Raw genomic sequence first — 21,884 nt, 5'->3', positions numbered from 1 at the left:
GTTCGTCAGGGTGCGGGCGTGCGCAAAGTGCTGAAATTGCGCGGCGTGTCGGGTGCAAACACGCGCGCTCGCCGAAATCAGGGCTTGACGGCCGACAGGTAGGCCATGTCGGTGAAGAAGCCGATCGTGGATTCCTCGTCGAACGTGAAACCGTTGGCCTCGTAGGCATCCCGCATCCGCTGAGTCGTGACGTCCCAGCCGCGATCGGACAGATAGTCGACGACGTCGTTGCGGTCACCGTGGTAGATCAGTTCACCCATCTCGATGGAGTGGCCGTAGGCCTTCAGCCGCTCGGCGATCTCCAACGCCCGCTCGTCGGCGAACATGCTGACGTCGGGAATGTGCTCGCAAGCCAGCCGGCTGCCCGGCGCGCTGAGCTCGTCGATCCGGTCGAACAGCAGATCCTGCGCCTCGGGCGGCAGATAGATCAGCAGCCCTTCGGCGATCCAGGCGGTCGGCTGCGACGGGTTGAACCCGTTGTCGGACAGCGCTTTCGGCCAGTCGTCGCGCAGATCGACCGCCAGTGCCCGCCGCTCCGCGGTCGGCTCGACGCCCAGCTCGGCCAGCGTCCGGCCCTTGAACGCGATGACCTCGGGCTGGTCCAGCTCGAACACCGTCGTGCCGGTCGGCCACGGCAGCCGGTAGGCCCGCGCGTCCAGCCCCGCGGCCAGGATCACCGCCTGGCGCACCCCGGCCCGCGCGGCGTCGGTGAACAGCCCGTCGAAGTGCCGCGTGCGCACCGCCATTCCCTCGGCGGCGCGGCGCGTATTGAACCGCGGGTCGATCTCGTCGAGGTTGATCTCGCCGTCGAGCGCCCGGACGAAGAAGTCCAGGCCGACCGCGCGCACCAGCGGCTCGGCGTAGGGGTCGTCGATCAGCCCCTCGCGCGTGCTGAGCACCCGCTGCGCGGCGACCATCGTCGCCGTCGAGCCGACGCTGGAGGCCAGATCCCAGGTGTCGTTGTCAGTGCGGGCCATCCTGATCCTTCTGTCGGGTCGCGATGATCGCGAGCGAATCACGCATCGGGGCAAGCAGTTCGGTGTCGGGGAACTCGCGGCCGTAGTCGGCGTGCACCTGCGGGCGGGTCTTGGAACAGACCTGCCAGCCGCGTTCGGCCAGGTAGCCCACCACATGCCGGCGTTCGCCCGGGTAGAACAGGTCGCTGATGTCGAGGTGCGCGCCGTCCTCGCCGAACTGCTCGCTGATCGCCTTGGTGCGCGACCCGATGGTGGCCGCCGCGTCCGGGTGGAACTCGGTGGCCACCCGACTGGCCGCGGCGCTGAGCGCGGTGATGTCGTCGAACAGCCGGTCCTGCGCGTCGGGCGGCAGATAACCGAGCAGACCCTCCACACTCCACGCCGTCGGCTGGGTCGGGTCGAACCCGCTGTCGCGCAACGCCTTCGGCCAGTCCCGGCGCAGGTCGATGCCGACGGTGCGCAGTTCGGCCCTGGGCGTGGCGCCCAGCGACGACATCGTCGTGGTCTTGAAGTCGATGACCTGCGGCTGGTCGATCTCGTAGACGACGGTTCCGTCCGGCCACGGCAGCCGGTAGGAGCGTGAGTCCAGACCCGACGCCAGGATCACCGCCTGCCGGATGCCACTTCCGGTGGCGTCGCGGAAGAAGTCGTCGAAGAACCGCGTGCGCACCGCGATGTGCTGGGCCATGAAATCCCGGGCGGCGCCGTCGATGTTCTTCACGTCGACGTCACCGTCGACCAGTCGGGTGAAGAAGTCGACGCCGACCGCACGCACCAGTGGGGCGGCGAACGGGTCGTCGAACAACGGGTCGTCGTCGCGGCTGGCCAGGGCGCGGGCCGCAGCGACCATCGTCGCCGTCGAGCCCACGCTGCTGGCGGGGTCCCAACTGTCAGAGTCGGTACGGGTCATGTCCCGAGTATCCCGGTGATGTACTGCATCTCGGCGAAGTTGCCGATCTCGTCGTCCTCGGGCAGTTTCGGGCGGCCGTTGGCGACCAGCAGTTCCTGCACGGTGCGCCGGGTCAGCGACCATCCGCGCTGCTCGAGGTAGGCGCCCGCCTCGTTGCGCTCACCGAGATACACCAGCTCGCCGAAGTCCAGTTCGAAGCCGTGGTCGCGCCAGCGCGCGGCGGCCTCCTGCATCCGCGCCAGCGCCTTCTCGCGGTCGGCCTCGTCGACCGACGGCCCGCTCTCCACGGCGACCCGGCTGCCGGGGGCACTCAGCTCGGTGATGGTGTCGAGAAGTTTGTCCTGCGCATCGGGCGGCAGGTAGCCCAGCAGGCCCTCGGCGCTCCACGCCGTCGGCTGGGCCGGGTCGAACCCGGCGGCCGTCAACGCGGCCGGCCAGTCGTGGCGCAGGTCGATCGCGACGGTGCGCAGTTCCGCGGTCGGCTCGGCGGCCAGCCCGGCCAGCGTCGTGGCCTTGAACGCGAGAACCTCGGGCTGGTCGATCTCGTAGACGGTGGTGCCGTCCGGCCAGCCCAGCCGGTAGGAGCGCGAGTCCAGACCCGATGCCAGGATCACCGCCTGCCGGATGCCGTCACGCACCGCGTTGAGGAAGAAGTCGTCGAAGAACCGTGTCCGTACCGCCATGTTGTCGGTCATCCGGCCCATGCCGGTCGCGGAGTCGGGCCCGTCGAGTTCCTCGATCGTGAGCTCACCGGAGGCCAGCCGGGTGAAGAAGTCCACCCCGACCGCGCGGACCAACGGTTCGGCGAACGGATCGGAGATCAGCGCGTCCTCGCCGCTGCTCGCCACCGCCCTGGCCGCCGCGACCATCGTCGCGGTGGCCCCCACACTGGTCGCGAGATCCCAGGTGTCGTTGTCCGTGCGTGTCATCCGAGCTCCTGTCGACTATTACTTAGGGCATATAACGAGACGGGTGCCACGGTATGTTCCCGGGCTGAGAAGGCCCTGTGAATGCAGTTCCGTTCGGCGGGATGCGGGGCAACGGGGCCCCAACTGTTACTCTCGTAGACTGTTTGGCGGGTAACTCTGCAGGCTGCGCGCTTGACGGGGGTCCGCACACGACTTAACCACGACGCTGGTCGAATCCAGCCCCATTCGCACGCCGATCGACACCCCGGCTGCGCAGGAGGAAGAGTGCTCTCGGCTTTCATCTCTTCACTCAGGACTGTCGACCTGAGAAAGAAGATCCTGTTCACGTTGGGGATCGTGATCCTCTATCGGCTCGGGGCCTCGATCCCGTCGCCGGGCGTCAACTACCCGAACGTGCAGGAATGCATCGCCGAGGTCACCGGCGGCGAATCAGGACAGCTCTATTCACTGATCAACCTGTTCTCCGGCGGAGCGCTGCTGCAGCTGTCGGTGTTCGCGGTGGGCGTGATGCCCTACATCACCGCGAGCATCATCGTGCAGCTGCTGACCGTGGTGATCCCGCGCTTCGAACAGCTGCGGAAGGAGGGCCAGGCCGGTCAGGCGAAGATGACGCAGTACACGCGTTATCTGGCGATCGCGCTGGCCATCCTGCAGAGCACCAGCATCGTGGCGCTGGCCGCCAACGGCGGGCTGTTGCAGGGCTGCTCGCTGGAGATCATCCAGGGCCAGGACGCCGGGCTGAACATCTTCACGCTCGTCGTCATGGTGCTGGTGATGACCGCGGGCGCGGCGCTGGTGATGTGGATGGGCGAGCTGGTCACCGAGCGCGGCATCGGCAACGGTATGTCGCTGATCATCTTCGCCAGCATCGCCTCGGCGATGCCCGGTGAGGGTCAGGCCATCCTGGAGAGCCGCGGCGGCCTGGTGTTCGCGCTGGTCTGCGCGGGCGCGCTGGCCATCATCATCGGCGTGGTCTTCGTCGAACAGGGGCAGCGCCGCATCCCGGTGCAGTACGCCAAGCGGATGGTGGGCCGCAAGATGTACGGCGGCACGTCGACGTACCTGCCGCTGAAGGTCAACCAGGCCGGCGTCATCCCGGTGATCTTCGCGTCGTCGCTGATCTACATCCCGCACCTGATCACCCAGCTGATCCAGAGCGGCAGCTCCAACCCCACCGAGACGAACTGGTGGACCAGGTTCGTCGCGGAATACCTGACCGACCCCAGCAGCCCGGTCTACATCGGCGTGTACTTCGCCCTGATCGTGTTCTTCACCTACTTCTATGTGTCGATCACGTTCAACCCCGACGAGCGCGCCGACGAGATGAAGAAGTTCGGCGGCTTCATCCCGGGCATCCGGCCGGGTAAGCCGACCGCCGACTATCTGCGTTACGTGTTGAGCCGCATCACCCTGCCGGGCTCCATCTACCTGGGTGTGATCGCGGTGCTGCCCAACCTGTTCCTGACGGTCGGCAGCGGCGGCCCGGTGCAGAACCTGCCGTTCGGCGGCGTCGGCGTGCTGATCATGGTCGGCGTGGGCTTGGATACGGTCAAGCAGATCGAGAGCCAGCTGATGCAACGCAACTACGAAGGATTCCTGAAGTGAGACTCGTTCTGCTCGGACCGCCTGGAGCCGGAAAAGGTACGCAGGCCCAGAGGCTCTCCGAGAAGCTCGGGATCCCGCAGATCTCCACCGGCGACCTGTTCAGGCAGAACATCGGCGACGGCACCCCGCTGGGGGTGGAGGCCAAGCGTTACCTCGACGCCGGCGATCTGGTGCCGTCGGATCTCACCAACAAGCTCGTCGAGGACCGCATCGCCCAGGCCGACGCCGTCGGCGGGTTCATCCTCGACGGCTACCCGCGTTCGGTGGAGCAGGCCAAGGCGCTCGACGAGATGCTCAAGGGCCACTCCACCAAGCTCGACGCAGTGCTGGAGTTCAAGGTCTCCGAGGACGAACTGTTCAAGCGGCTGCAGGCACGCGGCCGCGAAGACGACACCGAAGACGTGATCCGCAACCGGATGCAGGTCTACCGCGACGAGACCTATCCGCTGCTCGAGTACTACAGCCACAACAACCTGCAGCAGGTTGACGCCGTCGGCACCATGGACGAGGTGTTCGCGCGCGCGCTGCAGGCGCTCGGCAAGTAATTCATGATCGGGCTGCCCGGTCTGCGGGGCCGCAAGGTGGTGCCGCAGCGCACCGCCGGTGAACTCGACGCGATGGCGGTGGCGGGCGCGCTGGTGGCCAGGGCGCTGGCCGCGGTGCGCAGCGCGGCGGCTCCCGGCGTCTCCACGCAGGAACTCGACGAGATCGCCGAGTCGGTGATCCGCGACGGCGGCGGTGTGCCGTCGTTCCTCGGCTATCACGGATATCCCGCCAGCATCTGCTCGTCGGTCAATGACCGTGTGGTGCACGGCATTCCGTCGTCGACGGAGGTGCTGGCCCCCGGCGATCTGGTGTCGATCGACTGCGGCGCGATCGTCGACGGCTGGCACGGTGATTCGGCGATCACGTTCGGGGTGGGGGAGTTGATCCCCGTCGACGAGGCGCTGTCGACGGCGACCAGGCAGGCGATGGAGGCCGGCGCGGCCGCGATGGTGCCCGGTAACCGGCTCACCGACGTCTCGCATGCCATCGAGACCGCGACGCGGGACGCCGAACGGCAGTTCGACCGCAAGTTCGGCATCGTCGACGGCTACGGCGGGCACGGCATCGGCAGGCAGATGCACATGGACCCGTTCCTGCCCAACGAGGGCTCACCGGGCCGCGGGCCCTACCTCGAGGTCGGGTCGGTGCTGGCGATCGAGCCGATGCTGACGCTGGGCACCACCAAGACCGTGGTGCTCGAGGACGAGTGGACCGTCGTGACCGCAGACGGATCGCGGGCGGCCCACTGGGAGCACACCGTGGCCGTCACCGAAGACGGGCCGCGGATCCTCACTCAGTAGACCGCCCGCGTTCAATCCGGGGGTCACCCGGGGCGGTTAGCCCTGACCCATTCCCTGCGCCGGTTCGGGCGCGGTGTCCTGGCGGACCGCCTTCTCGATCCGGGCGCCCAGATCGTCGTCGACGTTGCGCCAGTACTCCAGCGACCGGTCGAGCACCTCACCGGTCACCCCGTCGAGGCTGCCGGCGATCGTCTCGACCGCCGCGGCGCGCTGTTCGTCGTTCCACACCTTGCGCACCATCGTGCCGGGCTGGCCGAAGTCGTCGTCCTCGGAGTGCAGCGCATAGGCCGAGCGCACCAGTTCGGCGTCCGCCTCCCAGCCGTCCTCGGCCGGGCCGGTGGTGTCCGCCCACGGGCGGCCGCCGCTGTTGGGGGCGTAGACCGGCGCGGCACCGGAATGGTGGTAGGTCATCTGGCCGTCGAACATGTAGGTGTTGCTCTGCACCCCGTCGAGCGGCTGGTTGACCGGCAGCTGGTGGAAGTTGGTGCCGATGCGGTTGCGCTGCGCGTCGTTGTAGGCGAACGCGCGGCCGAGCAGCATCTTGTCCGGCGACAGGCCGATGCCCGGCACCGTGTTGCCCGGGGAGAACGCCGCCTGTTCGATCTGGGCGAAGAAGTTCTCCGGGTTGCGGTTGAGGGTGAAGCTGCCGACCGGGATCAGCGGGTAGTCCTCGTGCGGCCAGACCTTGGTCAGGTCGAACGGGTTGAACCGGTAGTCGGCCGCCTCGGCGTACGGCATCACCTGCACGGACAGCTTCCAGCTGGGATGCTCGCCGCGCTTGATCGCCTCGAACAGGTCCTTGCGGTGGAAGTCGGCGTCCTCGCCGGCCAGCGCGGCGGCCTCGTCGTTGGTGAGGAACTCCATGCCCTGGTCGGTGTGGAAGTGGTACTTCACCCAGAACTTCTCGCCCGCGGCGTTGACCCACATGTAGGTGTGGGAGCCGTAGCCGTTCATGTGACGCCAGGTCCGCGGCAGACCGCGCTCACCCATCAGGTAGGTCACCTGGTGGGCCGACTCGGGGTTCAAACTCCAGAAATCCCACTGCATCTGCGAGGACCGCAGGCCGGAGTCCGGCATGCGCTTCTGGCTGCGGATGAAGTGCGGGAACTTCATCGGGTCGCGGACGAAGAAGACCGGGGTGTTGTTGCCGACCAGGTCGTAGTTGCCCTCGGTGGTGTAGAACTTCATCGAGAAACCGCGCACGTCGCGCCAGGTGTCCGGGCTGCCCTGCTCACCGGCAACGGTCGAAAACCGGATCAGCAGATCGGTTTTCGCGCCCTTCTGGAACAGCGCGGCCTTGGTGAACTGCGAGACGTCCTCGGTGGTGGTGAACACCCCGAACGCGCCGGAGCCCTTGGCGTGCGGGTTGCGCTCCGGTACGCGTTCACGGTTGAAGTGCGCCATCTGCTCGAGGAAGTGCACGTCGTGCAGGACCAGCGGCCCGTTGGAGCCGACGCTGAGCGTGTTGCGGTCGCTGGCGGCCGGCGCGCCGGTGCCCGTCGTCGACCCGAATTTCGATGTGGTCATGGGAATCTCCGTTTCACTTGAGTTGTGTACTGCCTTGGCAGCCGGGGCAGACACCCCAGAACGTCACTTCGGCTTCGTCGATTGCGTAACCGGTGTCACCACTGGTGTGCAGGCAAGGCGCCCGGCCGATTTCGCAGTCGACGTCGTCGAGGGCGCCGCATATCCGGCACACCACGTGGTGGTGGTTGTCGCCGGTCTGCAGCTCGAAGCGGGCGCGCGAGCCGGCGGGTTCGACGCGCCGCAGCAGTCCGGCGTCGGTCAGCGCGTAGAGGACGTCGTAAACCGCCTGTGTCGACAGGGATCCGATGCGGCGGCGCGCTCCGGCGGCGATCTGCTCGACGTCGGCGTGCGGATTGGCCTGCACTTCGGTGAGGACTGCGAGGCGGGGTCTGGTGACGCGTAACCCGGCAGCCCGCAGATCGTCGTCCCAACGATGCACGGCCATACGCGTCCTTCCAAAACTTGATCAAGTCCAGATTCCAGTCTGGACCATTCTCTTGCAAAAAGCAAGGGTTGCGTGGTGCAAAAGATATGTGCCTGCGCCGCTGCGGCAGTGAGGTGGCGTGCGATACTCTCCGGCATGTCCGCATCCGGAGACGCGACGTGAGCAAGACGCCCGTAGACGAGCTGACGGCATTCGAGGTCGCGGCCCGCGACCTCGTCGGGCTGGCGCTGCGCAGCGTGGACGAGGTCGACGTGTCGCTGCCCCAGTTCCGGCTGCTGTCGGTGCTGCAGCAGCGGGGCTGCTCGACGTCGACCGAGTGCGCCAAAGCGCTCGGGGTGGTGGGGTCGACGGTGACCCGGCTGGCCGACCGCCTGCACGCGTCCGGGCACCTGGTCCGCGGCTCGGACCCGTCGAACCGCAGCGTCGTCACCCTCGAGCTGACCGCGCAGGGCCGCAAAGTGGTGAAGCGGGTGACCGCACACCGTCGTCGCGAACTGGGCCGGGTGCTCGACCAGATCGATCCGGCCGAGCGGGCCGCATGCGCGGCGGTGCTGCGCACCCTGCACGAGCGCTTCACCGGCGCCCAGGCCGCTACCCGCAACTCCGTCCCGCTCTGAAGGTGCAGCGCGCAGACTGAACCGGAGGACCGGCAACCTCGTATTCATAACGGAGGTTGGATTTGGACGACCCGGAGGCGACCGTGATGCGGGTGCTCTATGCCGAGCACGCCGCCGCCATCTGGCGCTATGCGGTGCGGCTGACGGGTGATCGAGCGAGGGCGGAGGATGTGGTGCAGGAGACGCTGCTGCGTGCATGGCGCCATCCCGAGGTGACGGCGGACAGCTCGCGCTCGGCACGGGCGTGGCTGTTCACCGTCGCCCGCAACCTCATCATCGACGAGCGGCGCAGCGCCCGGTTCCGTAGCGAATCGGGCACGCCGGACATGGAGGCCGTCGCGGACCGTGCCGGCCCCGACGAGGTGGAGTCTGCCTTGGACAGAATGCTGCTCGCCGAAGCCGTCCGGGAACTGTCCGACGAGCACCGCGCGGTCATCAGCCGGGCCTACTACCGGGGGTGGACGACCGCACAGATCGCCGCCGACCTGCACATCGCCGAGGGGACGGTGAAGTCGCGTCTGCACTACGGGGTGCGCGCACTCAAGCTCAAGCTCGACGAGATGGGGGTGACACGGTGACCGGACCCGCTCCCTCCCAAACCGACGGCGACCGCTACGTCACCTGGGACGCGGCCTACGTGCTGGGTGCGCTGCCCGGCGACGAGCGTCGCGACTACGAAAAGCACCTGAAGACCTGCCCGGCCTGTCAGGCCCGGGTCGCCGAGCTGAGCGGAATTCCGCCGCTGCTGAGCAGGATCGGGCCTGACGAGTTAGCCGAACCGGACCCCGAGCACGACGGACCGCCCGCCGAACTTCTCGACACCCTGCTGGCGGCGGTCAGCGCGCGGCGGCGACGCCGCTTCATCGCCGCGGCCGCGATGAGCATGGCCGCCGCGGTGCTCGCCTTCGGCTTGGCGATCGCGCTGCGCCCGGACGCCTTCGGTCTGGGTTCCGATGCGCCGGCACAGGCCTCCGGTCAGCAACTGGAGATGAACAAGGTGGCCGAGACGCCGATCAACGCAACCGTCGCCATGACCGGCTACGGGTGGGGCACCCGCATCGACATGACCTGCTCCTACGGGGATTGGGGTCAAAGCGGCGGTGAGCCGCAGAACCTGGCCATGGTTGTCGTCGGCCACGACGGCAGCCGCAGCCAGGTCGCGACGTGGCTCGGGCTGTCCGGTGCGACCGCGCTGCCCAGCGCCAACACACCGCTGCAGACGCACGAAATCGCCGCGGTGCAACTGGTTTCGCCCGAGTCGGGCACCGTGCTGCTGGAGCGCCCGCTGTAATTCACCCGCCCCGGTTGAACCGGAGCGTGCTGTGCGCCGTGTCACTGCTGAAGCGCGCGAAGGCAGGTGGACACATGCGGGTGGTCGATCACATCGTCGAGTTCCTCTCGGCGATCGGCGTCAGCCACATCTTCGGCGTCGACGGCGCCAACATCGAGGACCTCTACGACGCCGCGCACTTCCACGCCGACATGACCGCCGTGCTGGCCAAGCACGAGTTCTCCGCAGCCACCATGGCCGACGGGTACAGCCGCGGCGGCGGCGGGCTCGGAGTGCTCGCCGCGACGTCCGGCGGCGGCGCGTTGAACACCGTGCCCGGGCTGGCCGAAGCACTCGCCAGCCGGGTGCCGGTGCTGGCGGTGATCGGACAGCCGCCGACCACGCTGGAGGGCCGGGGTGCGTTTCAGGACACCAGCGGCCGCAACGGCGCGATGGACGCGCGGGATCTCTTCGCCTCGGTGTCGGTGTTCTGCCATCGGGTGACGACGCCTGCCGACATCGTCGCGGCGCTGCGGTCCGCTGTCGCGGCGGCGCGCGAGCTGCGCGGCCCTGCGGTGCTGTTGTTGCCGAAAGACATTCAGCAGAGCAGTATTCCGGCGACCGACCGGGACCGGGGCGACGGTGCCGCGGCCCCCCGGTCCGCCGACCCGCATCCGATCGCTCACGCACTGCGGCGCGCCGCAGGACCCGTCACGATCATCGCCGGTGAGCAGGTCGCCCGCGACGACGCCCGCGACGAACTCGAGGAGCTGCGGGCGCTGCTGCGGGCGCGGGTGGCGACCGTACCGGACGCCAAGGACGTGGCAGGCACACCGGGGCGCGGCTCGTCGTCGGCGCTGGGCGTCACCGGGGTGATGGGTCACCCCGGGGTCGCGTCGGCACTCACCGGCAGCGCGCTGTGCCTGCTGATCGGCACACGCATGAACGTCACCGCGAGCGCCGGGCTCGACGATGCGCTGGCCTCGGTGCCGGTGTTCTCGCTCGGGTGCGCCTCACCCTACCGCCCGTGCGCGCATGTGCACACCGACGACCTCCGCCGCTCGCTGGCCACACTGGTGGTCGCGCTCTCCGGCGAAGGACGACCCGAGCGGCTGCGGGTACCAGCGACGCTGCCGCACACCGAATTACAGACACCGGTCCATACCGGGCCCGGGGTGCGCTACCGCGACGCGATGCTGGCGTTCGACGACCTGCTGCCGGCCGGTGTCGACATCGTCGTCGACGCCGGCAACACCGGCGCGGCCGCGATCCACCACCTGCCCGCGCGCCGGGACGGACGGTTCGTCGTCGCGCTCGGCATGGGCGGGATGGGTTACAGCTTCGGCGCCGCGATCGGCGTCGCGCTCGCGCGCGGCTCACACGTCGTCGTCATCGCCGGGGACGGCAGCTTCTACATGCACGGCATGGAGATCCACACCGCCCGGCAGTACCGCCTGCCGATCACGTTCTGCCTCTTCGACAATCACGCACACGCGATGTGTGTGACCCGCGAGCAGATCTTCTACGGCGCGCGCTACAGCTACAACCGGTTCGGCGAGAGCCGTCTCGGCGCCGGGCTGCAGGCGATGTTCCCCGGCCTGCCCGCGACCGACGTCACCGACATCGCCGGTCTGCGCGCCGCGTTGTCGGCAGCACTCGAAACCGACGGACCCGCGGTCATCAGCATCGACTGCTCGGCCGACGAAATCCCGCCGTTCACCGCGTTTCTCGCCCATCCACCCCGCCCCGAAGGAACCCACCGCCATGACACTTGACGACATCGACGGCCTGATCCGCATCGAGACCTCCCCGCGGGAGCGGGCGACCCCGATCATCATGCAGATGATGCGGTCGGTATACCCGCACGACGAGGTCTTCGGCGACTACTGCACGGTCAACAGCTACGTCGACTGCCCGCCCGGCGAGTTGTTCGACTACCTCGCCGACACCCGATGTCTGCAGGAGTGGACCTACAGCCTGCGCGGCTTCACGCCCACCGAGGAACCGGGGCTGTGGCTGGCCTACGACCGGTTGGGTTCGGAGACAAAGATTTTCACCCGAACCGTGGCGAACCGGCAGGCCGGCACCGTCGACTACCACTGCGCCTGGGACCAGGGAACGCACCTGTGGATGATCTACCTGATGCGGATCGTCGACGCGCAGGTCGTGCTCGACCGGCCCGGTTCGGTGGTGCTGTGGACCAACTGCCACCACCCGTTCTACGACCGCAACCCCTATCCGCAGACCGCGCCGCCGCAGCGCCCGGTATGGGTCGGCGACTTCTGGGACATGTTCGGCGCCGGGCATCTGCTCGAGTTGCGCAACCTCAAGGCGATCGCCGAATACCGCCATCGCCAAGGGCTTTCCGTAACCCCGTCCTGGATGAGGTGAACACCGATGACCGTGAGCCTGCTCGACGTCTCGACCTACCTGCCCGGTGAGCCGATCGGCGCCGACTACTACGCGCAGTTCGCCGGATCCGACGAGTTGCGCGAGAGCCTGATGTTCCGCGCGCCCAAGTACCGCCACCACGTCGCACCGGACGAGACCGCCGTCGACATGGTCGAACGCGCGGCCGCCGGACTGGTGCAGCGTTACGGACACGACGTCATCGCCAACGCCGACGTGCTGATCACCCACACCCAGATGCCCGATGTGCCGTTCTACGGCGGCGGGGGCGCGATGGCCCATCGCCTCGGCATGAAACCGGCGTGCGTGCTCGATCTGCACAACGGCGGCTGCGCGGCGTTCGTGCTCGCGCTGCAGACGGCCGGACAACTGTTGTCCGGCGGCGCCGGACGCACCGCGGTGATCGCCGTCGCACAGAACGCCGCAGGCCAGGTGTTCGACCAACCGGGTGTGCGGCGCAAAGCGCAGGCGGCGGTACCCGGTGACGGCGCCGCGGTCGGCCTGGTCGCGGTGTCGGACCATTCGCCGGTGCTGGCCGTCGAATGCCGCACCTACGGCGAGTACGCCGGCGAGATGACGATCGCCGCCGACCCGCCGCGCAAGTGGTGGCAACCGGGTCCGGGGGAGGGCTACATCGGGTTCACCGACAGCAAGATCACCAAGGTGCTGGCGCGGGGCAACCGGCAGGTGCCCGAGGTGGCGTACGCGGTGTGCGACCGGATCGGGATCAAACCCGCCGACCTGGATCTGTTCGTGTCCAACCAGCCCAACCGGGTGTTCCTGAGGAACTGGCGCGAGGCGCTCGAACTGCCGCCCGAACGGCACGTCGACACGTTCGAGCAGTGCGGCAACCTGTTCGGCGCCGCCATCCCCGTCAACCTCGACCGCGCGATCGGCGACGCCAGGCTGACCGCCGGCGACGTCGTGCTGATGGCGGCGTTCGCGCACGCCGGTGACTTCGCCGGTGCCGCGGCGGTGCGGTGGGGCGGGCGGGGATGACCGCCGCGACGGACCCGACCGCCCTGTCGCTCAACGAGAACCCGTTCCCTCCGTTGGCGTCGGTGCAGGCCGCGTTGAGCACCTCGATCGAGGCGGCCAACCGCTATCCCGAGTACCTTCCCGAGCGGTTGCGTGCCCTGATCGCCGACCGCATCGGTGTGGCCGGTGAGCAGGTGGTGATCGGGGTCGGAGCCAGCGGCGTGATCATGCAGTTGCTGCACGCCGTGACCGACCCCGGTGACACGGTCGTGACGGCGACGCCGACGTTCGACGGGTATCCGATCTTCGCCCGGATGGCCCGGTTGCGGTCGGTCACCGTCGCCTTGGACGGACACGGCAGAAACGATCTGGACGCGATGGCCTCGGCGGCGGCCGGGGCGCGGGTCGCGGTGGTGTGCCGCCCGCACAATCCGACCGGCACCGTCGAATCCGCCGTTGACCTCGAGTGGTTCCTGGACCGGGTGCCGTCGGAGACGGTGGTGCTACTCGACGAGGCGTACGCGGAGTTCCTGCCGCCGGGTCTGCGTCTGGACACCGCGTCGTTGATCGTCCGGTACCCGAACCTCGTTGTGGCGCGGACGTTCTCCAAGGCCTACGGGCTGGCCGGCCTGCGGATCGGCTACGGGTTCTGCGCGCCCGACCTGGCGCGCCGACTGTGGAGCATGCAGCTGCCGTTCGGTATGGCGATCACCGCGCTGGTGGCGGTGGCGGCCTCGTTCGCGGCCGAACCCGAACTGCAGCAACGGATCCGCATGATCGCCGCTGAACGCCGGTACCTGCAGACGCGGCTGCGCGCCGCAGGCGTGGACTGCACCGACAGCCACGCGAACTTCGTCTACCTGCCCGGTGACTGGCGAGGAGTGTTCGGTGGGACGGGTCTGCGGGTGCGCCACTACGCCGACGGTGTGCGGATCACCGTCGGCGACCGCGCGTCGACCCGCGCGGTGTTGGCCGCGGCCGCCAGCGCCGCAAATCCGCGGGAGGCTTCGGTCGATGCGGTATGAAGAGGCGTGCCCCCGCAACCGTCACAACCGCCGCGGCAGGACCACCGCGACCCGATCGCGCTCGCGCGCAGCAACTGGGAACGGTCCGGGTGGTCCGATGTGGCCGACGGGATGGTGGCGGTGACCTCGGTGATGCGGGCGCATCAGATCCTGCTCGCCCGGGTGGAGAGCGCGCTGCGGCCCTATGACCTGAGCTTCTCGCGGTTCGAGTTGCTGCGGCTGCTCGCGTTCACCCGCGACGGCGCGCTGCCGATCACCAAGGCCTCCGACCGGCTGCAGGTCCATGTCACCAGCGTCACCCACGCGATCCGCCGGCTGGAGGCCGCCGGTCTGGTCGAGCGGATCCCGCACCCGACCGACGGCCGCACCACGCTGGTGCGGATCACCGACCTGGGCCGGTCGACCGTCGAGGACGCCACGGTGACGCTCAACAACGAGGTGTTCGCCGACATCGGCATGTCCGATGCCGAGTCGCGGGCGCTGGCGGCCTCGATCCAGACCCTGCGGCGCAACTCGGGAGACTTTTAGCGGGGCCACGCCGCCGGCGAGCAGACGCAAAGTGCCCTATTTTCGACGGTTTTCCGGTCACTTTGCGTTCCCCTGCCTACGGCGTGGCCCCAGCTCGCGGCTGTTGGTGACCCTGTTGGTGCACCCATTCGTGGAACGAGAGCAGGCCCGGGTTCAGCGTCCGCACGAAGTCCAGATCGCGGGCGCCGACGAACCGCTCGGAGTCCTCGGCGTAGAACTGGAACATGTTGCCCATCTCGACGGCGACAGGGAACGGCAGGGACCGGAACTCATCCCAGCTCTGCGGCCGGTAGGCGACCGGTTCGCCGTACAGCGTCGCGAGTTCGGCCGCGATCTGCTCGCCGGTCAGGTGGTCGCCGGCGATACTGACCGTCGCGCCGATGAACTCCGCGCCGCGCTTGAAGATGCCCAGCGCGGTGCGTCCGATGTCGTCGACCGCGATTGCGGCCATCGTCCGGTCGGCCATCGGCAGGGTCAGCACCAGCTCGCCGTTCTGGTCGCGTACCGGTGCCAGGTCGCGGGTGAAGCCCTCGAAGAAGCCGGTGGTGCGCAGAAACGTCGCCGGCACACCGTGTTTGGTGAACAGGCTGTCGGCTTCGGCCTTTGCGTCGAAGTGCGGAACCTTGTACCGGCCCTCGACAGTGGGCACCCGCTCGTCGTCGCCGAAGTGGTCGCGGGTGTCCTCCAGCGTCGACCAGATCACATGGGGCACGCCGGCGGTCTTGGCGGCGCGCGCTGCGGTCTCGGCCTGCTGCAGTTCGGCGTCGGCGCGGGTGCGGGCGGCTTCCTCCTCTGGCGTGCGCGGCGCCCAGTAGTTGGTGACGACGAATGCGCCCGCCACCCCGGCGAAGGCACGCGTCATGCTGTCGAGGTCGTCGAGATCGGCGGCGACGACCTCCGCGCCCGCTTCGGCCAGTTGGCGGGCCCGCTCCGAATCCGGGTCGCGGGTCAGGGCACGCGCGCGGAAGCCGGCGGCGGGGTCGTCGAGGATCGCGCGGACCAGGCCGCCGCCCTGCTTACCGGTGGCACCCACGACGGCGATCACATTGGTAGTCATCAGTCACTCCTTTAGGTTGATATGTCAACTCGATCCGACGGTACTCCGGTGAGTTGATATGTCAACCCGAACGGGTATGGTCGAGGTCATGGCGAAAAAGCGAGCCCTGACCGGTGACGAACTGGCCGCCTGGCGCGCGTTCGTCGACATGCGCCACCGCCTGGAACGGCATTTGGTGCAGCACCTGCAGCGCGAGTTCGGGCTCTCGGACTCCGACTTCGAGATCCTGGTCAATCTCTCGGAGGCGCCGCAGCAGCGGATGCGGGCCTTCGAACTCGCCGAGGCCACACACTGGGAGAAGACCCGGCTCTCGCATCACCTCGGCCGGATGGAGAAGCGCGGGTTGATCGGCCGGGACGGCTCCGGCGGCCGGTACCCGGACATCGTGCTGACCGATGCCGGACGCGACGCGATCCGCACCGCGGCGCCCGCCAACGCCGCCCGCGTGCACGAATTGTTCGTCGACGTGCTCGGCGCGGACCGGCTGGCGGCGCTGCGGGAGATGTCCGACGACGTGCTCAGCGCCATCGAGCGGCACCGCGCGACGGATTGCACCCTCGATCTACCCTCGCGAGCAGACGCAAAGTGACTCCAGAAGTGCGAAATTGAGGGCATTTTGCGACTGCTCGCCGGGGAAAGCGCCCCCTCGGCTAGAGGGCTGCCGGCACCGGGATGGTGGCCGTCACCGCCGTCCCGGCGCCGGGGCGTGACCTGATGTTGAGCCGGCCGCCGACGATCTCGGCGCGTTCGGCCATCGACAGCAGCCCGTAGCCGCCCATCTCGTCACCGCCGAGCGGATGCTCGAAGGTGTCGAAACCGACGCCGTCGTCGACGATTTCGAGCCGGGCGACGGTGCCGGTGTCGCCGCGCTCGACGCTGAACGTCAACCGCGCCGACGTGGCCCGGGCGTGTTTGACGACGTTCTGCAGGCACTCCTGGGCGATCCGGTACAGCGCGAGCTCGATGTGGTCGGGCAGCCGCTTCTCGGCCAGGTCGACGTCGATGCCGATCTGCGGGATCGACCGCGCGAGGCTGGCCAGCCCGCCGGCCAGGCCGAGGTCGTCGAGCACCGGCGGGCGCAGCCCGCTGATCGCCGCGCGCGCCTCCTGCAGCGTCAGCTCGACCAACTCGCGCGCCTTGCCCAGCTGCTCGGCGACCACGCCGGTGTCGTCGGAGTTGGCGGCCGCGTCCAGCCGGTAGGACAGCGTGACCAGCCGCTGGCTGATCCCGTCGTGGATATCGCCTGCCAGGCGGCGCCTTTCGAGCTCCTGCGCCTCGATCACCTGCTCGACGAAGTTCTCGTGCGCGCGTTCACGGGCCACCAACTGCCGGTGCAGCCGCGCCTGGTGCATGGCGCCGGCGATCAGGCGGCCGATCACCACCAGCAACTCCACGTCGCGTTCGGTGAACTCGCGGCGCTCGACGGTGTGCACGTTGAGCACGCCGACCAGCCCGCCGGGATCGTTTTCCATCGGCACCGACACCATCGAGGTGAAGTCGGAGCCGCGCAGCGCCGGGAACGGCATGTAGCGGGGGTCTGACTCCTTGTCCTCGGTGATCACCACCGGTTCGCGGTTGCTCGCCACCCAACCCGAAATGCCTTGTCCGAGCGGCAGTCTGATCTTGCCGATCTCGGCGTCGAACGGCGGTGTCGCCCCGGCCAGCGTCAACGACCGGTCGGAGTCGTCGAGCACGTGCACGAAGCACACGTCGCTGGCGGTGGCCGCGGTGATCATCCGCGCGGCCGCGGCGGCCAGCGGCTCCACACCGGGTCCCTTGGACGCGGCCTGGATCAGCTCGCGCAGCAGCGCCAGTTCGCGGTCGGCGGCCAGCGCGTACTGGCTGAGCTCGCGCACCGCGTTCGACGGGCGATCCGGCGCGCTCATTTGTAGATGCCTTCGCGCAGCGCGGTCGCCACCGCTCCGGTGCGGTCGCTGACGCCGAGCTTGCGGTAGATCGAGCTGAGGTGGGTCTTGACGGTCTCGTCGCCGATCACCAGCTTGGTCGCGATCGCCCGGTTGGACAGCCCGCTGACGACGAACGAGAGGATCTCGCTCTCGCGCTGGGTCAGGCCCTGGCGCGCGCCCGGCCAGAACTCGTCGCGCTGCAGCCGCGCGGCGGTGTCGACGGCGCGCGCCGCCATGCCCGGGTCGATCGCCGTCTCACCGCGGTGCACGAACTCCAGCTGGCGGACCAGCTCGTCGCTGCTGATGCTCTTGAGCAGATACCCCGATGCGCCGACGCGCAGCGCCTGGAACAGGTACTGCTCGTCGTCGTAGACCGACAGCATCACGACCTTGCGCTCGGGGTCGTGTTCGCGCAGTTCCAGGCACAGATCCAGGCCGCTGGCGCCCTGCATCCGCACGTCGCACAGCACGATGTCGGGGTTGAGGTCGTCGATCACCGCCCGGGCGCGTTCGGCGCCGACGGCCTGACCGACCACCTGCACCCGGTCGGAGAACGCCGCGAGCATGGCCTTGAGGCCCTCGATGACCATTTCGTGGTCGTCGACCAGCACAAGACGCACCGGTGAGCTGGTCGGCATGGCACCACCTTAGTGCTGGGCAATTGCCGGCTCACCGAACTTCGCGGGGCAATTGGCGCGCACGATCCCCCGATTGGGGGAGGTCTGATCTTGTGACGTGGGCCACTGTGGATCCATGCCGACAACGCAGGAGACGACATGGCGCGCGGGCCGCTTCTGGTGGGACTGCGCCTCGACGAGTTCGATATGCGAGCTGCGGGCCGTGGTGTTCGACCTCGACGCCCTGACCGACATCGAGTGCGACGGGCACCGGGTGGCCTACAACGCGGCGTTCGCGGCGCACGGATTGGACTTCCAGTGGTCGGTGACGCGGTACCGGCAACTGCTGGCGCTCAGCGACGAGCGCCAGCGGGTCGCCGCCGAGTTGCGCAAGCGAGGGGTGGCCACTGAAGTCGACGTGTTGACCAAACTGTTGGCCGACGAGATCTACGCGACGAAGACGATGCTGTTCGACGAGCTCATCCTCGAACGCGACCTCACCCCGCGGCCCGGGCTGGTCGACTTCGTGATGGACGCCGTCGGCGCCGGGATACAGATCGCGGTCGTCACCAATGGGCAACGCGGCTGGGCCGAGCCGCTGGTGCGCCAGCTCGTGGGGGAGGGGATGGTCGAAAGCGTCGTAACGGCCGAGGACGTCGTCAAACCCAGTCCCGACCCCGAGGCGCACCGCCACGCGCTGTGGGAGCTCGGCGTGTGCCCGGACGACGCGCTCGCGGTCACCGGGTCCGCGTCCGGGCTGCGCGCGGCCACCGGCGCCGGCATGCCGACCCTGGTGATCACCGGAGAGGGCACCCCCGATATTCCCGCCGCGCTCGCGGTGCGCCCGTCCTTCGACGGGGAGAACCCGCTGCGGATCGCCGACTGTCAGCGGCTGCACGCCGCCTGGTCGAAGTCGCACAAGTCTTCGGCTGCCTAGCGCCTTTTCCACCGGGCCGGAGCGGTAGCTTCATGAGATGAGCAACGTTCCCACCACCGACGAAGCACTTGCCGACCTGTCCATGCCGCTGGTCGACGCGATGATGACCCAGCGGGCGGTGCGCCGCGTCCTTCCGGACCCGGTCGACGACGCGGTGGTCCGCAAGTGCATCGAGTTGGCGCTGCGCGCCCCGACCGGATCCAACGGGCAGAACTGGGAATTCGTCGTCGTCAAGGACCAGGCCGTCAAGGACCAACTCGGGAAGCGCTACCGGCAGGCCTGGTCGCTCTACGGCGGGCTCGGCAAGCGGCTGGCCGCCGGCGACGAGTCGATGCAGAAGATCCTGCGGGCCGTGCAGTGGCAGGTCGACCACTTCAGCGAGATCCCGGTGCTCGTCGTGCCGTGCCTGCGCGGCGGGATGCGGATGCCGTACGTGCCGTCGCCGTTCGTGGGCGAGTCGTCGTACTTCGGGTCGATCTACCCGAGCGTGCAGAACCTGCTGCTCGCCGCGCGGGCGATGGGCCTGGGCGCGTCGCTGATCACGCTGCCGCTGTGGAGCGTGACGTCCGCGCGCCGGACCCTGGGGCTGCCGCTCACGGTGACCCCGGTGTGCGTGGTGCCGCTGGGTTGGCCGCGCGGACGCTACGGGCCGACGACCCGCAAGCCGGTCGAGAAGGTGGTCCACCTCGACCGGTACGGCAACCGCGCGTGGGCCTGAAGGTCAGCTCTGGCGCAGCAGTTCGATGACCGCGCTGAAGTCCTTGTCGGCGTGGTCGGCGGCGAAGTCGGCGTAAATCTGCGCGGCGTGGCTGCCCAGCGGGGCGTTGGCACCGGTGGACTTGACCGCGTTCATCGCCAGCCCGAGGTCCTTGTTCATCAGCGCGGTGGCGAAACCCGGCTTGAAGTCGTTGTTGGCCGGCGACGTCGGAACCGGGCCGGGCACCGGGCAATTCGTGTGCACCGACCAGCAGTTGCCGGTCGCGCCGGTGATCACGTCGAACAGCGACTGCGCTGACAACCCGAGCTTCTCGGCCAGCACGAACGCCTCGCCGATCGCGATCTGCTGAACGGCCAGCACCATGTTGTTGCACAGCTTGGCGGCCTGTCCGGTGCCCGAAGCGCCGCAGTGAATGATCTTGCCCGCCATCGGATCCAGGATCGGTCGGGCCCGCTCGACGGCGGCTTCGTCGCCGCCCACCATGAATGCCAGCGTGCCCGCCGTCGCACCCTTGACCCCGCCGGAGACCGGCGCGTCGAGCTGGGCGAAACCGCGGTCGGCGGCCTGGCCGTTGATGGTGCGCGCGTCGTCGACCGAGATCGTCGAGGTGTCGATGAACAGCGTGTCGGGTTTGGCGGCGGGCAGCACCTCGGCGTAGCAGGCCTTGACGATGTCGCCGTTGGGTAGCGAGGTGATCACGACGTCGGCCTCGGCGACGGCTTCGGCGCCGGTGTCGAACGTCGTCGCGCCCTTACCGGCGGCCGTCTCCCGCAGCGCGGGCACGATGTCGAAGGCCCGCACCGACTGCCCGGCAGCCACCAGGTTGGCCGCCATCGGGCCGCCCATGTTGCCGAGCCCCAGAAACGCGATCGTCGTCATTGATGACCTCTCCTAAGCCGTTGAGCCTTAAGCCGACGCACGGACCTTGGCGGCCTGTGACCGCCCGATGACCACGCGCATGATTTCGTTGGTCCCCTCGAGGATCCGGTGCACCCGCAGATCGCGGACGATCTTCTCCACGCCGTACTCGTTGAGGTAGCCGTAGCCACCGTGCAGCTGCAGCGCCTGGTCGGCGACGGTGTAGCAGGCGTCGGTGACGTAGCGCTTGGCCATCGCGCACAGTTCGACCTTGTCCGGATGATTGTCGTCGAGCGCACGGGCGGCCCGCCACAACAGGTTTCGCGACGTCTCCAGTGCGGTGGCCATATCGGCGAGGGTGAACCGGATGGTGGGTTCGTCGAGCAGCGAACCCCCGAATGCCTCCCGGTCGCGCACGTAGGCGGCGGCCTGCTCGTACGCCGCCTGCGCTCCGCCCAGCGAGCACGCGGCGATGTTGATCCGACCGCCGTTGAGCCCGTTCATCGCGATCGCGAAGCCGGTGCCCTCGCCGTCGGCGCCGCCGAGCATCGCGTCGGCGGGCACCCGCACGTTCTCGAAGATCACCTGCGCGGTGGGTTGCGCGCGCCACCCCATCTTCGCTTCGTCGGCTCCGAAACTCAGCCCCGGCGTGTCCTTTTCGACGATGAACGTCGAGATCCCCCGCGGCCCCTCGGCTCCGGTGCGGGCCATCACGACGTAGACGTCGGACTCCCCGGCGCCGGAGATGAACTGCTTGACGCCGTCGAGGACGTACTGGTCACCGTCACGCACCGCCCTGGTGCGCAGGGCGCTGGCGTCGGAGCCGGCGCCCGGTTCGGTGAGGCAGTAGCTGGCGATCAGCTCCATCGAGGCCAGCCGCGGAACCAGGCTCTTGCGCTGTTCGGGGGTGCCGTACGTGTCGACCATCCACGTGCACATGTTGTGGATCGACAGGAACGCAGCGACCGTGGGGTCGGCGGTGGCGAGCTGCTCGAAGATCCGCACCCCGTCGAGCCGGCGCAGCCCGCTGCCGCCGACGTCCTCGTTGCAGTACACCGCGGCCATCCCGAGTTCGGCGGCCTCACGCAACACGTCGGTGGGGAAGTGGTGGGAGGCATCCCACTCCAACGCGTAAGGCGCCAGGCGTTTCTCGGCGAACGCGGCCGCCGTCTCGGCGATCACACGTTCGTCGTCGTCGAACCCGAAATAGTCCATGGTGCTTGT

24 protein-coding genes are annotated in these 21,884 nt (G+C 68.7%); 14 read left to right on the top strand and 10 right to left on the bottom strand.

Translation table 11 applies throughout. From position 1 onward, the window contains the following. Positions 1–77: 77 nt before the first annotated feature. The 3 genes from BHQ18_RS08145 to BHQ18_RS08135 are packed head-to-tail and all read right to left on the bottom strand — an operon-like array spanning position 78 to position 2,816. Positions 78–977: a class I SAM-dependent methyltransferase gene (locus BHQ18_RS08145; RefSeq protein ID WP_069413097.1), complete on the bottom strand. Its 900-nt coding sequence runs from the start codon at positions 975–977 to the stop codon at positions 78–80. Continuing rightward, the gene (locus BHQ18_RS08140; protein WP_069413096.1) at positions 964–1,887 is read right to left on the bottom strand and encodes an SAM-dependent methyltransferase; all 924 of its coding nucleotides are present in this window, start codon (positions 1,885–1,887) and stop codon (positions 964–966) included. The genes BHQ18_RS08145 and BHQ18_RS08140 overlap by 14 nt, the downstream gene beginning before the upstream one ends. Next, entirely contained in the window at positions 1,884–2,816 is a 933-nt protein-coding gene (locus BHQ18_RS08135) for a class I SAM-dependent methyltransferase (RefSeq protein WP_069413095.1), read from the bottom strand. The genes BHQ18_RS08140 and BHQ18_RS08135 overlap by 4 nt, the downstream gene beginning before the upstream one ends. A gap of 264 nt (positions 2,817–3,080) precedes the next feature. Here BHQ18_RS08135 and secY point away from each other — a divergent pair, with 264 nt between their 5' ends. Genes secY through map form a run of 3 tightly spaced genes read left to right on the top strand, consistent with a single transcriptional unit; the run spans position 3,081 to position 5,767 of the window. Continuing rightward, on the top strand, positions 3,081–4,421 hold the full coding sequence (gene secY, locus BHQ18_RS08130) for a preprotein translocase subunit SecY (protein ID WP_069413094.1): 1,341 nt from the start codon (positions 3,081–3,083) through the stop codon (positions 4,419–4,421). After that, a complete protein-coding gene (locus BHQ18_RS08125; RefSeq protein ID WP_069413093.1) occupies positions 4,418–4,966 on the top strand; it encodes an adenylate kinase in 549 nt (182 codons plus the stop codon). Before secY ends, BHQ18_RS08125 begins: the two co-directional genes overlap by 4 nt. 3 nt (positions 4,967–4,969) lie before the next feature. Then, a complete protein-coding gene (gene map, locus BHQ18_RS08120; RefSeq protein WP_069413092.1) occupies positions 4,970–5,767 on the top strand; it encodes a type I methionyl aminopeptidase in 798 nt (265 codons plus the stop codon). Between the two features lie 36 nt (positions 5,768–5,803). Here the strand turns inward: map and BHQ18_RS08115 are convergent, their stop codons facing one another. Both BHQ18_RS08115 and BHQ18_RS08110 read right to left on the bottom strand, forming a co-directional pair. Further along, the gene (locus tag BHQ18_RS08115; RefSeq protein WP_069413091.1) at positions 5,804–7,294 is read right to left on the bottom strand and encodes a catalase; all 1,491 of its coding nucleotides are present in this window, start codon (positions 7,292–7,294) and stop codon (positions 5,804–5,806) included. Positions 7,295–7,307: 13 nt separating this feature from the next. Continuing rightward, on the bottom strand, positions 7,308–7,739 hold the full coding sequence (locus BHQ18_RS08110) for a Fur family transcriptional regulator (RefSeq protein ID WP_069413090.1): 432 nt from the start codon (positions 7,737–7,739) through the stop codon (positions 7,308–7,310). 143 nt (positions 7,740–7,882) lie between these two features. Here BHQ18_RS08110 and BHQ18_RS08105 point away from each other — a divergent pair, with 143 nt between their 5' ends. From BHQ18_RS08105 to BHQ18_RS08070, 8 genes are all read left to right on the top strand, one after another. Continuing rightward, positions 7,883–8,356, top strand: coding sequence for a MarR family winged helix-turn-helix transcriptional regulator (locus tag BHQ18_RS08105; protein ID WP_372516657.1), 474 nt, complete (start codon positions 7,883–7,885; stop codon positions 8,354–8,356). A gap of 62 nt (positions 8,357–8,418) precedes the next feature. Next, positions 8,419–8,934, top strand: a complete 516-nt coding sequence (locus BHQ18_RS08100) for a sigma-70 family RNA polymerase sigma factor (protein ID WP_069413089.1) — start codon at positions 8,419–8,421, stop codon at positions 8,932–8,934. Then, positions 8,931–9,647, top strand: coding sequence for an anti-sigma factor family protein (locus BHQ18_RS08095; RefSeq protein ID WP_069413088.1), 717 nt, complete (start codon positions 8,931–8,933; stop codon positions 9,645–9,647). Before BHQ18_RS08100 ends, BHQ18_RS08095 begins: the two co-directional genes overlap by 4 nt. 74 nt (positions 9,648–9,721) lie before the next feature. Continuing rightward, entirely contained in the window at positions 9,722–11,401 is a 1,680-nt protein-coding gene (locus tag BHQ18_RS08090; protein WP_069413322.1) for a thiamine pyrophosphate-binding protein, read from the top strand. Continuing rightward, positions 11,391–12,017 carry a hypothetical protein gene (locus BHQ18_RS08085; protein WP_069413087.1) on the top strand — a complete coding sequence of 209 codons (627 nt, stop codon included), beginning with the start codon at positions 11,391–11,393 and terminating at the stop codon, positions 12,015–12,017. The genes BHQ18_RS08090 and BHQ18_RS08085 overlap by 11 nt, the downstream gene beginning before the upstream one ends. A 6-nt stretch (positions 12,018–12,023) precedes the next feature. Then, positions 12,024–13,034 carry a 3-oxoacyl-ACP synthase III family protein gene (locus tag BHQ18_RS08080; RefSeq protein WP_069413086.1) on the top strand — a complete coding sequence of 337 codons (1,011 nt, stop codon included), beginning with the start codon at positions 12,024–12,026 and terminating at the stop codon, positions 13,032–13,034. Further along, positions 13,031–14,038 (top strand): pyridoxal phosphate-dependent aminotransferase, encoded by a 1,008-nt coding sequence (locus BHQ18_RS08075; RefSeq protein WP_069413321.1) that lies wholly within the window; start codon positions 13,031–13,033, stop codon positions 14,036–14,038. The genes BHQ18_RS08080 and BHQ18_RS08075 overlap by 4 nt, the downstream gene beginning before the upstream one ends. Before the next feature lie 6 nt (positions 14,039–14,044). After that, complete coding sequence (locus BHQ18_RS08070; protein WP_069413085.1) at positions 14,045–14,566, top strand: MarR family winged helix-turn-helix transcriptional regulator; 522 nt, start codon at positions 14,045–14,047, stop codon at positions 14,564–14,566. 76 nt (positions 14,567–14,642) lie between these two features. On the opposite strand, the gene BHQ18_RS08065 is transcribed toward BHQ18_RS08070, so the two are convergent. Further along, positions 14,643–15,623 carry an NmrA/HSCARG family protein gene (locus BHQ18_RS08065; protein WP_069413084.1) on the bottom strand — a complete coding sequence of 327 codons (981 nt, stop codon included), beginning with the start codon at positions 15,621–15,623 and terminating at the stop codon, positions 14,643–14,645. Between the two features lie 88 nt (positions 15,624–15,711). Here BHQ18_RS08065 and BHQ18_RS08060 point away from each other — a divergent pair, with 88 nt between their 5' ends. Continuing rightward, positions 15,712–16,212: a MarR family winged helix-turn-helix transcriptional regulator gene (locus BHQ18_RS08060; protein WP_069413320.1), complete on the top strand. Its 501-nt coding sequence runs from the start codon at positions 15,712–15,714 to the stop codon at positions 16,210–16,212. A gap of 61 nt (positions 16,213–16,273) precedes the next feature. Here BHQ18_RS08060 and BHQ18_RS08055 read toward each other — a convergent pair whose 3' ends face one another. Both BHQ18_RS08055 and BHQ18_RS08050 read right to left on the bottom strand, forming a co-directional pair. Further along, complete coding sequence (locus tag BHQ18_RS08055; RefSeq protein ID WP_069413083.1) at positions 16,274–17,509, bottom strand: GAF domain-containing sensor histidine kinase; 1,236 nt, start codon at positions 17,507–17,509, stop codon at positions 16,274–16,276. Continuing rightward, complete coding sequence (locus BHQ18_RS08050; RefSeq protein WP_069413082.1) at positions 17,506–18,168, bottom strand: response regulator; 663 nt, start codon at positions 18,166–18,168, stop codon at positions 17,506–17,508. The genes BHQ18_RS08055 and BHQ18_RS08050 overlap by 4 nt, the downstream gene beginning before the upstream one ends. Positions 18,169–18,283: 115 nt before the next feature. On the opposite strand from BHQ18_RS08050, the gene BHQ18_RS08045 reads away from it, so the two are divergent. Together BHQ18_RS08045 and BHQ18_RS08040 are read left to right on the top strand one after the other, a co-directional pair. Then, on the top strand, positions 18,284–19,084 hold the full coding sequence (locus BHQ18_RS08045) for an HAD family hydrolase (RefSeq protein WP_069413081.1): 801 nt from the start codon (positions 18,284–18,286) through the stop codon (positions 19,082–19,084). 37 nt (positions 19,085–19,121) lie between these two features. Continuing rightward, positions 19,122–19,802, top strand: coding sequence for a nitroreductase family protein (locus BHQ18_RS08040; RefSeq protein WP_069413080.1), 681 nt, complete (start codon positions 19,122–19,124; stop codon positions 19,800–19,802). Positions 19,803–19,805: 3 nt separating this feature from the next. Here BHQ18_RS08040 and mmsB read toward each other — a convergent pair whose 3' ends face one another. Beyond that, positions 19,806–20,681: a 3-hydroxyisobutyrate dehydrogenase gene (gene mmsB / locus BHQ18_RS08035; RefSeq protein WP_069413079.1), complete on the bottom strand. Its 876-nt coding sequence runs from the start codon at positions 20,679–20,681 to the stop codon at positions 19,806–19,808. Between the two features lie 27 nt (positions 20,682–20,708). Next, the gene (locus tag BHQ18_RS08030) at positions 20,709–21,875 is read right to left on the bottom strand and encodes an acyl-CoA dehydrogenase family protein (protein WP_069413078.1); all 1,167 of its coding nucleotides are present in this window, start codon (positions 21,873–21,875) and stop codon (positions 20,709–20,711) included. Between the last annotated feature and the right edge of the window lie 9 nt (positions 21,876–21,884).

It is taken from the genome of Mycolicibacterium flavescens (genome assembly GCF_001722335.1).
In the GTDB taxonomy this organism is placed as follows: Bacteria; Actinomycetota; Actinomycetes; order Mycobacteriales; family Mycobacteriaceae; genus Mycobacterium; species Mycobacterium flavescens.
Note: the sequence above shows the minus strand (reverse complement) of the source record. Positions and strands in the feature narration are given on the sequence as shown.

Coding starts and splice junctions, on each gene's coding strand:
- BHQ18_RS08030 (WP_069413078.1), bottom strand. CDS start 21,875: ATGGACTATTTCGGGTTCGACGACGACGAACGTGTGATCGCCGAGACG.
- BHQ18_RS08110 (WP_069413090.1), bottom strand. CDS start 7,739: ATGGCCGTGCATCGTTGGGACGACGATCTGCGGGCTGCCGGGTTACGC.
- BHQ18_RS08115 (WP_069413091.1), bottom strand. CDS start 7,294: ATGACCACATCGAAATTCGGGTCGACGACGGGCACCGGCGCGCCGGCC.
- BHQ18_RS08060 (WP_069413320.1), top strand. CDS start 15,712: ATGGCGAAAAAGCGAGCCCTGACCGGTGACGAACTGGCCGCCTGGCGC.
- BHQ18_RS08045 (WP_069413081.1), top strand. CDS start 18,284: ATGCCGACAACGCAGGAGACGACATGGCGCGCGGGCCGCTTCTGGTGG.
- BHQ18_RS08140 (WP_069413096.1), bottom strand. CDS start 1,887: ATGACCCGTACCGACTCTGACAGTTGGGACCCCGCCAGCAGCGTGGGC.
- BHQ18_RS08085 (WP_069413087.1), top strand. CDS start 11,391: ATGACACTTGACGACATCGACGGCCTGATCCGCATCGAGACCTCCCCG.
- mmsB (WP_069413079.1), bottom strand. CDS start 20,681: ATGACGACGATCGCGTTTCTGGGGCTCGGCAACATGGGCGGCCCGATG.
- BHQ18_RS08135 (WP_069413095.1), bottom strand. CDS start 2,816: ATGACACGCACGGACAACGACACCTGGGATCTCGCGACCAGTGTGGGG.
- BHQ18_RS08075 (WP_069413321.1), top strand. CDS start 13,031: ATGACCGCCGCGACGGACCCGACCGCCCTGTCGCTCAACGAGAACCCG.
- BHQ18_RS08145 (WP_069413097.1), bottom strand. CDS start 977: ATGGCCCGCACTGACAACGACACCTGGGATCTGGCCTCCAGCGTCGGC.
- map (WP_069413092.1), top strand. CDS start 4,970: ATGATCGGGCTGCCCGGTCTGCGGGGCCGCAAGGTGGTGCCGCAGCGC.
- BHQ18_RS08055 (WP_069413083.1), bottom strand. CDS start 17,509: ATGAGCGCGCCGGATCGCCCGTCGAACGCGGTGCGCGAGCTCAGCCAG.
- BHQ18_RS08040 (WP_069413080.1), top strand. CDS start 19,122: ATGAGCAACGTTCCCACCACCGACGAAGCACTTGCCGACCTGTCCATG.
- BHQ18_RS08065 (WP_069413084.1), bottom strand. CDS start 15,623: ATGACTACCAATGTGATCGCCGTCGTGGGTGCCACCGGTAAGCAGGGC.
- BHQ18_RS08080 (WP_069413086.1), top strand. CDS start 12,024: ATGACCGTGAGCCTGCTCGACGTCTCGACCTACCTGCCCGGTGAGCCG.
- BHQ18_RS08050 (WP_069413082.1), bottom strand. CDS start 18,168: ATGCCGACCAGCTCACCGGTGCGTCTTGTGCTGGTCGACGACCACGAA.
- BHQ18_RS08090 (WP_069413322.1), top strand. CDS start 9,722: ATGCGGGTGGTCGATCACATCGTCGAGTTCCTCTCGGCGATCGGCGTC.